This is a genomic window from Desulfococcus multivorans, assembly GCF_001854245.1.
GTDB lineage: Bacteria > Desulfobacterota > Desulfobacteria > Desulfobacterales > Desulfococcaceae > Desulfococcus > Desulfococcus multivorans.
On sequence record NZ_CP015381.1, the window covers coordinates 1,696,566 to 1,709,996 of the forward strand.

Annotated in this window: 11 protein-coding genes; 8 read left to right on the plus strand and 3 right to left on the minus strand. The window is 57.6% G+C overall.

The features are described 5' to 3' along the window. Positions 1–145 precede the first annotated feature (145 nt). The 4 genes from dmul_RS07295 (at position 146) to amaB (ending at position 5,482) form a co-directional block, all read left to right on the plus strand. Complete coding sequence (locus dmul_RS07295) at positions 146–1,267, plus strand: transketolase C-terminal domain-containing protein (RefSeq protein ID WP_020878067.1); 1,122 nt, start codon at positions 146–148, stop codon at positions 1,265–1,267. After that, the gene (locus dmul_RS07300) at positions 1,260–2,573 is read left to right on the plus strand and encodes a thiamine pyrophosphate-dependent enzyme (protein ID WP_020878066.1); all 1,314 of its coding nucleotides are present in this window, start codon (positions 1,260–1,262) and stop codon (positions 2,571–2,573) included. The genes dmul_RS07295 and dmul_RS07300 overlap by 8 nt, the downstream gene beginning before the upstream one ends. 17 nt (positions 2,574–2,590) lie before the next feature. After that, on the plus strand, positions 2,591–3,871 hold the full coding sequence (locus dmul_RS07305) for an NAD(P)/FAD-dependent oxidoreductase (protein WP_020878065.1): 1,281 nt from the start codon (positions 2,591–2,593) through the stop codon (positions 3,869–3,871). 69 nt (positions 3,872–3,940) lie between these two features. After that, a complete protein-coding gene (gene amaB / locus dmul_RS07310) occupies positions 3,941–5,482 on the plus strand; it encodes an L-piperidine-6-carboxylate dehydrogenase (RefSeq protein WP_020878064.1) in 1,542 nt (513 codons plus the stop codon). Between the two features lie 11 nt (positions 5,483–5,493). On the opposite strand, the gene ftcD is transcribed toward amaB, so the two are convergent. Further along, the gene (gene ftcD / locus dmul_RS07315; protein WP_020878063.1) at positions 5,494–7,119 is read right to left on the minus strand and encodes a glutamate formimidoyltransferase; all 1,626 of its coding nucleotides are present in this window, start codon (positions 7,117–7,119) and stop codon (positions 5,494–5,496) included. A 216-nt stretch (positions 7,120–7,335) separates the two neighbouring features. Continuing rightward, positions 7,336–7,830, minus strand: coding sequence for a prolyl-tRNA synthetase associated domain-containing protein (locus dmul_RS07320; protein WP_070962271.1), 495 nt, complete (start codon positions 7,828–7,830; stop codon positions 7,336–7,338). Between the two features lie 263 nt (positions 7,831–8,093). Between dmul_RS07320 and dmul_RS07325 the strand changes: the two genes are divergently transcribed. Together dmul_RS07325 and dmul_RS07330 are read left to right on the plus strand one after the other, a co-directional pair. After that, positions 8,094–9,284: a glycine C-acetyltransferase gene (locus tag dmul_RS07325; RefSeq protein WP_020878061.1), complete on the plus strand. Its 1,191-nt coding sequence runs from the start codon at positions 8,094–8,096 to the stop codon at positions 9,282–9,284. Between the two features lie 160 nt (positions 9,285–9,444). Then, positions 9,445–9,777, plus strand: coding sequence for a carboxymuconolactone decarboxylase family protein (locus dmul_RS07330; RefSeq protein WP_020878060.1), 333 nt, complete (start codon positions 9,445–9,447; stop codon positions 9,775–9,777). Between the two features lie 160 nt (positions 9,778–9,937). On the opposite strand, the gene dmul_RS07335 is transcribed toward dmul_RS07330, so the two are convergent. Continuing rightward, positions 9,938–10,570, minus strand: coding sequence for a hypothetical protein (locus dmul_RS07335; protein ID WP_040415987.1), 633 nt, complete (start codon positions 10,568–10,570; stop codon positions 9,938–9,940). A gap of 608 nt (positions 10,571–11,178) precedes the next feature. On the opposite strand from dmul_RS07335, the gene dmul_RS07340 reads away from it, so the two are divergent. Both dmul_RS07340 and dmul_RS07345 read left to right on the plus strand, forming a co-directional pair. Further along, positions 11,179–12,216, plus strand: coding sequence for an XdhC family aldehyde oxidoreductase maturation factor (locus tag dmul_RS07340; RefSeq protein WP_020878058.1), 1,038 nt, complete (start codon positions 11,179–11,181; stop codon positions 12,214–12,216). After that, the gene (locus tag dmul_RS07345) at positions 12,213–13,421 is read left to right on the plus strand and encodes a DVU_1551 family NTP transferase (protein WP_020878057.1); all 1,209 of its coding nucleotides are present in this window, start codon (positions 12,213–12,215) and stop codon (positions 13,419–13,421) included. Before dmul_RS07340 ends, dmul_RS07345 begins: the two co-directional genes overlap by 4 nt. The last annotated feature ends 10 nt before the right edge of the window (positions 13,422–13,431 follow it).

A 13,431-nucleotide genomic window follows, 5' to 3' on the forward strand; every position in this document is an offset into this window, starting at 1 on the left:
TACCGCTTGTATTTTTGTACAACAGCAATATAATGTGGTTAGGAGCATAATTTCTGAGTTTTTACGGGACCCTGAAGGTCGACATCTGAATTTTCATTGGCGGGGTGTCTTTATAAAACCATCAACCTCTGAACGGAGTGGAGATATGGGTCTGACGCTGATGGAGGGCAATGAGGCGATTGCCTGGGGCGCCCTGGCCGCCGGGTGCCGGTTTTTTGCCGGGTATCCCATCACGCCGGCTACGACCATTTACAACACCATGCTCAGGCTGCTGCCGCCCAATGGGGGGATCTGCCTCCAGGGAGAGGATGAAATCGCTTCCATAGGCTTCTGTCTTGGGGCGTCCATGGCCGGCTTGAAGGCTATGACGGCGACCTCTGGACCGGGAATGAGCCTTTACAGCGAACAGATCTCCTTTGCCCTCGGGAGTGAGATTCCCATTGTCATTGTCGACGTCCAACGCCTGGGGCCCTCCACCGGTTCTGCAACCAAAGGCGCCGACGGCGACATTCAGTTCCTGCAATGGGGCAACTCCGGGGGGCTTCCGGTGATCGTCCTGGCCCCTGTAGACGTAAAGGACTGTTATGTATTGACCATGCAGGCCTTCAATCTGGCCGAACGTTTTCGCTGCCCGGTCTTTCTGGCCGCCAACAAAGAGGTCTCCATGATCCGGGAGACCCTTGATCTGGAACGCCTGCGGCTGCCGGAAGTGCTGGAGCGCCGAATGGCCGACGGCAGGGAGCCCTTCTTGCCCTTTGCTGCAAGGGAAGGCCGGTACGTACCGGATTTCCTGCCTATCGGCGGCCAGACCCTGGTTCGTCAGACGTCCTCGACCCATGGTCCGGACGGCTACATCACCACCGACCCGAACCAGATCGCGCTGATGCAGGCGCGGCGCTTCGCCAAGATCAGTACGGCCGCTTCGAAAATCACCTGCTACGACGAATATCCTGTTGCCAACCCTGATACCCTGGTGATTGCCTACGGGGTAACGGCCAGGGCTGCACGGGCTGCCGTCAAACGGGTCGAGGAAAGCGGCGGGAAGGCCGGGCTTTTGGTTTTGAAGACCCTCTGGCCGGTTCCCGAAGCGCTGATTCGGGAAAAGGCCGCCCCTTGCCGGCGGGTGATCGTCCCCGAGATGAATCTCGGCCAGTACGTTCGAGAGATCGAACGCATCCTGCCGGGTAAAACCATCGACTTTATAGGCCAGATGAACGGAGAGCTTATCACGCCGGGTCGGATCCAGGAGGTGATTCAGCATGGATAGCCTTTTAAACACGGACCGCCCGCCGGTCTTCTGTCCCGGGTGCGCCCACGAACGGGTACTCCACGCGTTGGACCAGGCCCTGATCGGTATGGGCCTCACCGGCCGGCAAGTCGTTATCGTCACAGATATCGGCTGTTCGGGTCTTTTTGATACCTTTTTCAATACCCACGCCTTTCACGGCCTTCATGGACGGGCGCTCACTTACGCCACCGGCATAAAGATGGCGCGGTCGGAACTCACGGTTATCGTCACCATGGGAGACGGCGGTTTGGGGATCGGGGGCGCACATGTTCTCAGCACTTGTCGGCGTAATATCGATCTGACCTTGTTGGTGCTCAATAATTTCAACTATGGGATGACAGGCGGTCAGTGTTCGAGTACCACCCCTCGGGACGCCGAGGTCGGCTCCGGCTTCCTGAACCGTCTGGAGAAACCGATGGATATCTGCCAGGTCGCCGGCACCGCCGGAGCGGCCATGGTGTCCCGCGTTTCGACATACGATGAAGGATTGGTCAGGCATCTCCAGGAGGCGATCGCCTACGACGGATTTTCCCTGGTGGATATCTGGGGAATATGTCCCGGGCGATACGCCCGACAGAACAGGCTTACCCCCAGGCGTATCGCCGATAGCATTGCCGAACTGCCTGACCTTTCAAGCTTCAAAACATTGAACGACCGGATGGAATATGGCCGCGCGTATCGGCAGGAAGCTGTTTTGCAGGATGCACCGCCGGATCCGGTGCGCATTGAACCCGTTTTCAAGGCGCCGTGGAAGGGTCGGCGGGAGGTGGTTGTGCTGGGCGGCGCCGGTCAGCGTATCGTCACCGCAGGTGAACTGCTGTGTCTGGCCGGAGCTGCGGCAGGGTGTTACGCCACCCAGAAGAACGACTATCCCGTTACCGTGATGCGGGGGCATTCGGTGAGCGAAGTCATTCTGTCGGAGACCGAGATCGAGTATGCCGGTATCGAAAACCCGGCGGTGGTCATCGCTTTGGCAGCCGAGGGCGTCGGTCGACGCAAGGGGATGTTTGGTCGATTGTCGCCGGAATCAATGGTTATTCGTGCCCTCGGCGTGGCGTTGCCCCCTTGCGGCGCAACGGTTGTCGACATCGACTTCAAATCGAAACAAATCAAATCACCGGATTGGGCGCTGGCCTCGCTGGCCGTTCTGGCCCGTGAAAATCGGATCCTGACCATGGCGATGCTGAAAAAGGCGCTGGAACTGCGTTACAGTGAGGGGGTCCTCGAAGCGGCGTTGACGGTGGTTGAGAAGACAAATATTTCAAGACATTTTAACATATCCTGACGACGGAGGTGATGCACATGAAGGATAAAACGTTGAGTCACGGGCTGTGGGCGGCCACGGCGCCGCCGGCCCCGGTGCTGGGCCCTTTCGAGGGAGACCAGCATGCCGATGTGGCGGTGATCGGAGGCGGGTATACGGGATTGTCCGCAGCCCTGCATCTCGCGGAGGCGGGGGTGGATACGATTCTCCTGGAGGGAAGGGAGATCGGCTACGGCGGTGCCGGCCGCAATGTCGGCCTGGTCAACGCCGGCCTATGGCTGATGCCGGATGACGTCCTTCGCATGTTGGGGGAGGAGATGGGCGAGCGCCTCATCAATGTGCTGGGCGCATCCCCGGAACTGGTTTTCGGACTGATTGAACAGCACCGCATCCCATGCGAGGCCGTACACAAGGGCACCCTTCACTGTGCACATTCTCCGGGCGGGTTTCGTGCCCTCCAACAGCGGGAATCCCAGTGGAAACGCCGCGGCGCCCCGGTGACGCTGCTTGATCGGGAGGCGGCGGCGCCGAAGATCGGCAGCAACCGCTTTTACGGGGCGCTCCTGGATGAGCGCGCGGGGACGGTTCAACCCCTGGCCTATGTTTACGGGCTTGCGGAGGCCGCATGTCGCGCGGGAGCACGTCTCCATGTCCAATCATCGGTGACCGGATTGACGCGCGACCCCAAAGGATGGCGTCTTTCGACCCCTAACGGGTTCGTTCAGGCCCGCACCGTGATCCTGGCTGTTCAGGGGTATCCGGAATTTGCTTTTAAAGCGCGTGAAAAGGAACTCATCCCTTTCAACTATTTTCAGTTCGCGACGGCGCCCCTGCCCCAGGACGTTCGAAACACCATATTGCCGGGCGGAGAAGGCGCGTGGGATACCCACCTGATTCTTTCCTCGTTCCGTCTGGATCAATCGGGACGGCTCCTTTTGGGCAGCGTCGGACAGGTGGAAAACGGCGGGTATGCACTCCATGAGAACTGGGCGAGGCGAACCATCGCGAAGCTTTTTCCCCAGGTTGGGTCCGTGCCCCTGGAGTATGCCTGGAACGGCCGCATTGCCATGACGGTCGATCACATTCCCCGGTTTCATCTGTTGGATGAAAATCTGATTTCGGTCACCAGCTACAACGGTCGCGGCATTGGTCCGGGAACGGTTTTCGGCAAACTTCTGGCGGAGTGGGCTCTGGGTGCACCCCTCGACGCAATTCCGCTGCCGATCACCAGCCCCAAAGCCGTATCGGGACGAGCCTTGAGAGGACTGTTTTATGAAGCCGGCGCTCGTTTGTATCACCTGATTCAGCGCCGGATATGACCCGAAAGCCGCTGCCGGCTCTGGAGCAGAGGCAGGAAAGGCGGCGGCCTGCTTTCAGGAGAAGATACCATGAAGCTATCCGACGTATTAGAAGCCCTTAAAATCGAACCGAAAAATATGGGGTCCAGCACCGGTACCCTCTGGGGTCGGACAACGGATCAGGGAGAAATCATCAGCATTTCCCCGATTACCGGGGATCCCATCGGCTCTGTGTTCAGGGCGTCTCAGAATGATTACGAGTGGATTATGGATGCCGTCGGCGTTGCGTTTCCGATATGGCGGCAGGTGCCGGCCCCCCGTCGGGGTGATATTGTCCGCCAGATCGGCCTGAAACTCAGAGAGCACAAAGTGCTTTTGGGCCGCCTGGTAACCTTTGAAATGGGCAAATCACTTCAGGAGGGGCTGGGAGAGGTCCAGGAAATGATTGACATCGCGGACTTCGCCGTGGGGCTGTCGCGGCAGCTTTATGGATTCACCATGCCCTCGGAGCGGCCCGATCATCGGATGTATGATCAGTACCATCCTCTTGGCGCGGTCGGGGTCATCACCACGTTCAACTTCCCGGTAGCGGTGTGGTCCTGGAATGCGCTGATCGCAGCCGTCTGCGGCGATGTCGTGATTTGGAAGCCCGCTTCCAAAGTACCGCTCACGGCAATTGCCGTGCAGAAGATCATGGCGGATGTAATCCGGAAAAACGATTTGCCGGAAGGTGTTTTCAACCTTGTCATCGGCAGCGGCGCCGTTATCGGGGAGCGGATGCTGGAAGATTCCCGAATTCCCCTGATTTCGCTGACGGGCTCCACGGACGTGGGAAAGCATGCCGCTGCAAAGGTGGCCGGTCGCCTGGGAAAAACAATCATGGAACTGGGCGGTAACAACGGTGTCATTCTTACCGAGAACGCCAACCTGGAAATGGCCGTCCCCGCTATTGTCTTCGGCGCTGTCGGCACTGCCGGGCAGCGCTGTACCTCCATACGGCGACTGATCGTTCACGACGCGATCTATGATCGTGTCGTGCAGGCCCTCAAAAAGGCTTATGGCGCATTGAAGATCGGAGATCCCACAGATGAGACCAACCAGGTGGGACCCCTCATCGATCGGGGTGCCGTGAAGGATTTTGCATCGGCGCTGGATCGGATTCGGGAACAGGGCGGAAAAATACTTTTCGGAGGCCGGATTTTGACCGGACCGGGCTACGAGAGCGGATGCTACGTTACTCCCGCACTGGTGGCCGTAACCCATGATTGTCCCATTGTCCAGGAAGAGACCTTTGCGCCCATTTTGTATCTGATCCGGTATGTCGGCAGCGTGGACAATGCCATTGTGCTTCACAATGCCGTTCCCCAGGGACTCTCATCGGCCATATTTACCCGGAACCTTTCCGAGGCGGAGATTTTTTTGTCGGCCCGAGGTTCGGATTGCGGGATCGCCAACGTGAACATCGGCACCTCGGGCGCCGAGATCGGTGGGGCATTCGGCGGGGAAAAGGAGACGGGAGGCGGCCGGGAATCAGGCTCCGACGCGTGGAAAGCCTACATGCGGCGGCAGACCAATACCATCAATTATGGTAACGAACTCCCTCTGGCCCAGGGCATCAAGTTCGAAATATAGCAAGATGTGCTTCAGCTTGTCCGCTTCGTTTCGAGAATGTCCAGTACTTCCTGCATCTTTTTGCGAGCGCGATCGGCTATGGCGTCTGCAAGCTTCAGCGTCTCGGCCTTGAAGGCATCGTCCGTGATCCCTTCGAGGTTGATGACTACGTTCTGATATGCGCCCCAGATTCCGGTTTCCAGGGCTCTTGCACCGACCTGTATATCGGATCGGGATGCCGGGTTGCCGTGTCGGGCCGTATCGCATAACGCTTCCCATGCGCTGTCGGCTATGGTCATGGTTTGGAGCGGGACATTGACGGCCGTTTTTAGGCCTTGCTGCATCCTTTCGGTGCGAGCGGCCTTTTCCGCCGGTGTGCCCGACGGCATTCGGACGCCTTCCATGTAATCGTTAAAAGCGTTGGTGTCGGCATCGATCATGGCAATGAGCGATCGGGTCGTCTCGTGCAGAGGTGGAATGGCCGCTCGCATCTGTGCATCGACGCTTTCGAATTTGCGAACGCCGTAGGTGAGTTTGGCCACCATGGCCCCTAAACCGGCTCCCAAAGCGGCAAGGACGGCAGACACCGAACCGCCGCCCGGCGTGGACGAACGGGCGGCCACTTCCTCGATAAACCCCCTCAGGCTCAGGTCGGCCAGAGGTTCGTCCGGTGGTTCGGCCACAATGTATTCGATAATCTTTTTGTCGGGCTCGAATGGTGCAACGCTGTTGAGGCCTAATCGTTCAACCGCCAGCCGGATCTTCTGATCCTCCTCGTAGATGAAGAGATTTTCCTTTTCGATATAATAGTCCGCCGCCATGAGAATGGACTCCAGGGGAACGAGCCCCACAATCTCGGAGCCGGCCACCCCCACTTTCAGTTCGGCGGCCTCCTTCCCGACCTCTTCGAAGAGCCGGTGGATGGGGGTCACCCGGTAATTGGTCAGGTTCACCGTCACTTGAGCCAGATTATACTCGTCCACGAACCAGCCCATGCCCTTGACCTCCTTGAGGCGGCCGGGCTGGTCGTTGCCTCGGCCGGTCTCCCTTAGATTGAGAGCGATGCGGTGGGCTTGATTGGCCGTGCCGAGGATGTTGACGTTGTAGGCGATGAGGAACATGCGCGCCCCGGTGGCGGTGGCGCCCCATTGCGGCACGAATTCGGCAGGGCCGAAATCCGGCTGCCAGCGCGGATCCTTCAGGCGTTCGGCCAGTCCTTCGTATTCTCCATGACGAATATCCGGGAGTTTGCGGCGATAATCCTGAAGAGCGGCCTCTTCATACAGAAAGAAAGGGACCTTGAGCGCCTCCGCGGCACGCTGGGCGAAGGTTCGGGCAATGTCGACACAATCCGCCATGCTTACACCTCGGACGGGTATAAACGGGCAGACATCCATGGCCCCAAAGCGGGGGTGTTCACCCTTGTGAGTTCTCATATCGATGCGAGCTCTCGCCACCCGTGCGGCGGCCAGTGCCCCCTCGAGAATGCTGTCGGGGTCGCCGACAAAGGTGTAGACGGTGCGGTTGGTGGATGCCCCGGGATCGACGTCCAGCAGGGTGCAGCCCGAAGTCCGTCGTATGGCTTCGGCGATGGCATCGATGGTTTCCCGATTTCGGCCTTCTGAAAAATTAGGTACACATTCGACGATTTTCTTCATGGGTCATTTCCTCCGGAAAAAGATCTTGCCGAACATCTCAATATTTCATATGATTTGAGAAAATGCCAGAGATTATTTAAATGCAATCCCATTAAGTTATTCCATCGAACGGACAAAACGCCTATGTAGCGTGAAAACGGTTTTTTTACTGGCTGAAAGCCCAGCTGTGAAGGATTGGTGCAGAAACCCGAAGTTCTCGATGCTCCGAGGGGGCCATCAGGGGTGTTCAGGTACATTGACGAGAAGGGGCGTGTGGCCGGTGACGTCGAACAACTTTTCAAGCCCTTGCCTGGACAGTACCAGCGTGCTGGTGTTCACCAATGGATGGCATTGGAATGCGTCGGCTTCCCAGAGGCGCTTGTCGATAATCAGTTCGACCTGATGAGCCGCATCGTTGACGACGGCCAGCATCGAAACAGCACCCGGTTCGAGATCCAGATGCCGTTTTAGACGATCAGCGGAAGCGAAACTGACGCGGGTGCTATCGATAACCGTGTGGAGACGCTTCAGATCGACTGTTGTATCGCCGTTGACGACGACCAGGAAATGACGCTTGCCCTTGTTGTCCCGAAGAAAGAGATTTTTGGTTTTTGCGCCGGGGAGGGCCGGGACCAGACGGTCGGCCTCTTCGATGGTGTAAACCGGAGGATGATCGGTACGTTCGTAGGGGATAACGTGGTGTTCCAGAATTTCATAGATATTTGTCATCATTACCTTTCTGTTTTTCAAGCATGGTGAATCTTCATGCCGGGTTCATCGCAGGACGGGATCGTTATAGATCAAGATCCGTTCAGTGTAAAGCCGGTTGCATTGTCAAAGAACAGCTTTTCTCTTTACAGTATGAAGGATTTTTAACAATATCAATTTATTCTGTTTTATTGTATTTTCCCGAGAGCTGTGTGGTCCGGCCGGATGACGCTTCGTTCAGGGCTTGAGGGGCGAAGCCTTACGAAAAAACAGGAGGGATAAATATCATGGACGCAGCTTTTCTCGCGTATCTCGATCGGGAGACCCGCGCTCTGAAATCCGAGGGGCTCTTCAAAGAAGAACGGATTGTTATATCACCACAACAGGCTGATATAACAGTACAAAAAAACATTAAGGTGATCAATTTCTGTGCCAACAACTATCTGGGGCTGGCCAATCATCCGACGGTCATTGCGGCGGCCGAGAGGGGGCTTCGGAAATACGGCTTCGGTATGGCCTCGGTCCGCTTCATCTGCGGAACCCACGAGATCCACAAAACCCTCGAAGCCGGAATCAGTGATTTTCTCAAGACCGAGGACACCATTCTTTACACTTCATGCTTCGACGCCAATGGAGGCCTCTTCGAAGCCTTGCTGGGGCCTGAAGACGCCGTCATCAGCGACGCACTCAATCATGCCAGCATCATCGACGGAATTCGTCTATGCAAAGCCCGGCGATTCCGGTACGGGAACAATGACATGAACGACCTGGAGGCCCGACTCAAGGCTGCGCAGGGCGCCCGGTTCAAGCTGATTGCCACCGACGGCGTTTTTTCGATGGACGGCGTCATCGCCAACCTTGTCGACATCTGTGACCTGGCGGATCGATACAACGCCATGGTCATGGTGGACGACTCCCATGCAGTGGGATTTATGGGAAAGAACGGCGGCGGAACACCGGAATACTGCGGTGTCCAGGATCGCATCGACATCAATACAGGGACGCTGGGCAAAGCCCTGGGAGGGGCCTCGGGCGGTTACACCAGCGGCCGGAAGGAGATCATCGCCTGGTTGCGCCAGCGCTCCCGACCGTATCTCTTCTCGAACACACTGGCACCCCCCATCGCCGCGGCGTCCCTCCAGGTATTGGCATTGTTGAAAGAGGGAAAACATCTCAGGGATAAACTCATGGAGAATACCGCCTATTTCAGATCTGGAATGACGGCGCTCGGCTTCGAACTCATCCCGGGGAACCACCCCATCATTCCCGTCATGCTGGGGGATGCCGTCCTGGCCGGGAAAATGGCCGCCCGGCTGCTGGAAGAAGGCATCTACGTGGTGGGCTTTTCCTATCCGGTGGTGCCCAAGGGCCGGGCCCGTATCCGGACCCAGATGTCGGCGGCCCACGAACGGAAGCATCTGGATCGCGCCATCACTGCATTTGAAAAAGTCGGAAAGGCGCTTGACGTTATCCCGTGAGGCCGGCCTCTTTGATCAGGTCGATGGGGAGCGTATTTTCCCGGCCTGTAAGGTGCAGATAGCGTCAAAGCCGGTTGCCGATCAGAATGCGAAGGGACGACGTGAGCTTTTCAGTGACGTCTTTTGTTTGCTCAACCGTGAGAAAAAAAGGAGGAATTCAATGGCGAATCAAAAAGAAAAAATGGGAGCCTACAAAAAAATATCTCAAAAGTATCCGGATGTGACGGCCTCTCTCAATTCACTGGGTGAGACTATCCGCAACAGCGGGCCTATCGACGGGAAGACCTCGCAGTTGATTCAGCTCGCCGCTGCAGCCGCCGGTCAGTCGGAAGGTTCGGTGCATTCCCATACACGACGCGCACTGGAAGAAGGCGCAACCCGGGCGGAAATCGAGCATGCGCTGTTGCTGTTGATCTCCGTTATGGGGTTTCCCAAAACAGCTGCCGCCATGTCCTGGGCCACGGATATACTCGATGGGGAGGCTGTGGAATAAGACCGCCTCACCGGCCAATGAAGGCGCCGGGTCGGCGATGTCGATTCAGCGCCTGCACAGGTCTTGGATCACCTGTTCCTGGAAAGCAAACGGCGTGTCCGGGAGCAAAACCGCTGTCACGCCTTATCGCTTCGCCCATATCACAGATGACAGGCACCGATCAGCCGACGAAACGACTTCGATAGCCGCTGTCCAACAACAATACACCGATATCATTCCACATTTCATCGAAAAGCCGCCGATCAAACCGGCATAGGGTCCTGTGAATGAAGCCCCTCTCCGAGGGGCGGGCACTCTTCAGTTTCTGATGGAATTCTTCCGCGGACCCAACCTTCCAGGCTGAGAGAAACCCCATGGTATCGGCGATCTGTTTCATTCGCTGATCTACAGTGGCAATGTATTTATCGGAGATCGCGCCGAAAGCGCTCATCATGTCGCAAAGCTTTGGGAGAAGAGGCTTTTGACGAATCTCCAGTTGGGAATTATGGATGAGCCAATGGATCATGGATGAATGATGTCGGCGGAGATGTTTGAACTGCGCGGTCAGTTTTTCATGGCGCTTTTTCAATATCGGCTCGGTATTGCCTCGGAGATAGACCATCACTTGTGGCGGATTGACCATCAGGTCGCCGGCTGTCGTGATCTCGCCGTTGTCGGCATAATTCCCGGCGCAGATCAGGGCCAATTCAGTGAGACGAGTCAGCGTCAACCCTTTGATATTACGGGAAAGTTGAGGAACTGCCTGAAACTCTTTCACCAGATTTTCAAGATATGTTTCGTTGAGTTGAGACAATCCCGCTTCTCTTTGGAGCTTTCTATTGAAGTCGATCAATGGATATGGTGGATGTTGTTTTCCGGAATGTATATATGTCGCTGTAATATCTTCTTCGGACTGCATCGAATATCGTGTGCCGAGGTTTTGCTGTAGCATGTCTTTCCATTATATATAGGGTTAAAAGTTATTTTTTGTTATTATAAAAACAAATAAATGAATAATCGTGTTTATGTGGATACTAAATTACAAATAAAGTGTCAAAAAGTATATGCTGATTTCCAGTTCAGGGTATGTTGCATCTCCTTCCCTCGCTGAAAAATCTGGGTGTTGAAAGGCGTCCTGTTGATCACGGATCATGGACCTGCGGTCTTACGGCAGGCCGTTGAGGCCGTCCGGTCTTGCCCGGTTTAAAGCCGTTATGGTATGAGTCAAATGATGCTGGACGGCGGCCGGCGCCGTATCGAAAAAATATGGACTCAACTTTCGACTTTCATAGGCCGTATCCTCCCGGCACCTCTATCTGCTCACCATCATGAAATTCGAAAGTTGAAATATGGGTATGACCGGGTCTTCAGCTTTCGGTCTATATCCCTTGATGTGAACGATTCCGTGGAGATCACCCCTTTATGATACAAGATATTCACCGCCTGCTGAATTCGGGCGAATCTTTTGTTTTGGCAACCATTATCGGTCGGACCGGTTCTACGCCCCGAACCGCCGGCGCCCGAATGATCATCCGGAGGGATGGCGGCATCCTCGGTACCATCGGCGGCGGCCCTGTAGAGGGCGCTGTGATGGCGGCGGCCCCCGATGTCCTTTCATCCGGCCGGTTCGAGATCCTTTCCTTCGATCTGGACCGTTCGGGCGCCGCGGGCGAGATGGACATGATCTGCGGCGGCTGTCTGGACATCCTCCTTGAACGGCTTTCGCCGACACCGGAGATCAACCGTCTGTTTCACGTGTTGGACGAGGCCCGACGTCAGGGCCGCAGGTACCTCCTGGCAGCCGGTATTCCGGATGTGAACGATGCCGGGAAAATCCTGCGGGCCGCGATCTTCATGGACGGCGACATTGTTGCGAACGACGGCTTTCCCCGCGCCGTTTTGCCGGCGCTCCTGGAAAAAACCCGAAAGGCGCGGGCACCGGTGATGGTCGTCCACCATGAACGGCGGTATCTCACCGAGCCGGCACTTATGCCGCACACCGCCTATCTTTTCGGTGCGGGCCACGTCTCCCAGGCGGTCTCCCGACTGACCCGCATGGTGGGTTTCCGCACCGTGGTGCTTGACGACCGGGCTGAATTCGCGAACAGCGAACGCTTCCCTCTGGCCGACGATGTCCGGGTGATCGAAAGCTTTCACCTTGCGTTTTCAGACCTCCCCGTCGACCCGGACAGCTACTTGGTGATTCTCACCCGGGGCCATCACCATGACCGGACCGTGCTGCAGCAGGCCCTCGGCACGGACGCCGGGTACATCGGCATGATCGGCAGCCGGAGAAAACGCGACGCCATCTATGCAGCCCTCCGGGACGCGGGGCACACCGACGCGGATTTCGCGCGGGTTCACTGCCCCATCGGTGTCGGCATACAGGCCGAGACGCCCGAAGAGATCGCCGTCAGCATCGTGGCGGAGTTGATCGCGGCCCGGGCAGCCCGGAAATGACCGCTCCCGGGCCGGCCGCCGTCATTCTGGCCGCGGGGAAGTCGACACGCATGGGACGGGACAAACCCCTGCTCCCCCTGGCGGACCGCACCGTCGTCGAACGGGTCATCGGCCTGTTCCAGACGGCCGGGATCGCCGACATCCGAGTCGTCGTCGGCCATCATCGGGAGCGTCTCGTCCCGGTCGTTCGAAAGGCGGGCGCCTGGGCGGTGTTCAATCCCGATTTTCAAGACGGCATGTTCACATCCGTTCTCGCGGGGCTCGCCACCCTCGATCCCGTCTGTCCGGGTGTTATGGTGCTCCCGGTGGACGTGCCTTTGATCCGGCCCTCCACGATCCTCAGGCTCGTGGACACCTGGCAATCCACGACCCAAAACGGCGGAGTGCAGGGAGACGCCGGGCGGACGATCCTTCATCCGACCTTTCAGGGACGGCGAGGCCATCCCCCCCTCATCGGCGGTCGCCACATCGCCGACATCCTGAAATGGCACGGCAACGGCGGCCTTCGGACATATCTGGCGATGTGGCCGGCGGCCCGGGAGATTCCCGTAGCCGACCGATTCATCCTGATGGACATGGATACCCCCGAAGATTATGAGGGCATTGCGCGGAACTGCCTTGGGTACGATGTTCCCTCGGCCGAGGAGTGCCGGGCCCTCATGGTGGATGTTCTGGCGGTGGCGCCCCCGGTCTGGGCCCACTGCCGGGCCGTGGCTGATGTGGCCGTGACCCTTGGGCATGCCCTGAACCAGGCGGAAGGAGCCGGCCCTGCCGGTGGTCTGCTGTCGCTGGATTTGATTCGTGCTGCCGCTCTGGTTCACGATCTGGCCCGGGAACAGCCGGACCATGCCCATGCAGGTGCGGCATGTCTCCGCGCCATGGGGTTTCCCGCCGTGGCCGACATCGTGGCCGTTCACATGGCGCTTCCTCCGGGACGGGAGGATACGCCGGGGGAAGCGGAGGTGGTTTTCCTCGCGGACAAACTGGTGGCCGAAGACATCCGGGTGACGCTGGAGGAGCGGTTTCAGCGTCGGATGGCCCGGTTTGCTGATCGACCGGCGTCATCGGCGAGTGCAGCCCGAAGATTTGGTCAGGCGTCGGCAGTCCGGGAAGCGATTGAAAAGCGGACGGGGCTGCCCGTCGAGTCCATTCTGGGGGAGAGGCGTTTTAGGCGCTCCCACTCTGACTATTTATGCCTGTTTTGAAAGGAGGCGA

Coding starts and splice junctions, on each gene's coding strand:
- dmul_RS07340 (WP_020878058.1), top strand. CDS start 11,179: ATGATACAAGATATTCACCGCCTGCTGAATTCGGGCGAATCTTTTGTT.
- dmul_RS07330 (WP_020878060.1), top strand. CDS start 9,445: ATGGCGAATCAAAAAGAAAAAATGGGAGCCTACAAAAAAATATCTCAA.
- dmul_RS07295 (WP_020878067.1), top strand. CDS start 146: ATGGGTCTGACGCTGATGGAGGGCAATGAGGCGATTGCCTGGGGCGCC.
- dmul_RS07320 (WP_070962271.1), bottom strand. CDS start 7,830: ATGATGACAAATATCTATGAAATTCTGGAACACCACGTTATCCCCTAC.
- amaB (WP_020878064.1), top strand. CDS start 3,941: ATGAAGCTATCCGACGTATTAGAAGCCCTTAAAATCGAACCGAAAAAT.
- dmul_RS07300 (WP_020878066.1), top strand. CDS start 1,260: ATGGATAGCCTTTTAAACACGGACCGCCCGCCGGTCTTCTGTCCCGGG.
- dmul_RS07325 (WP_020878061.1), top strand. CDS start 8,094: ATGGACGCAGCTTTTCTCGCGTATCTCGATCGGGAGACCCGCGCTCTG.
- dmul_RS07305 (WP_020878065.1), top strand. CDS start 2,591: ATGAAGGATAAAACGTTGAGTCACGGGCTGTGGGCGGCCACGGCGCCG.
- dmul_RS07345 (WP_020878057.1), top strand. CDS start 12,213: ATGACCGCTCCCGGGCCGGCCGCCGTCATTCTGGCCGCGGGGAAGTCG.
- ftcD (WP_020878063.1), bottom strand. CDS start 7,119: ATGAAGAAAATCGTCGAATGTGTACCTAATTTTTCAGAAGGCCGAAAT.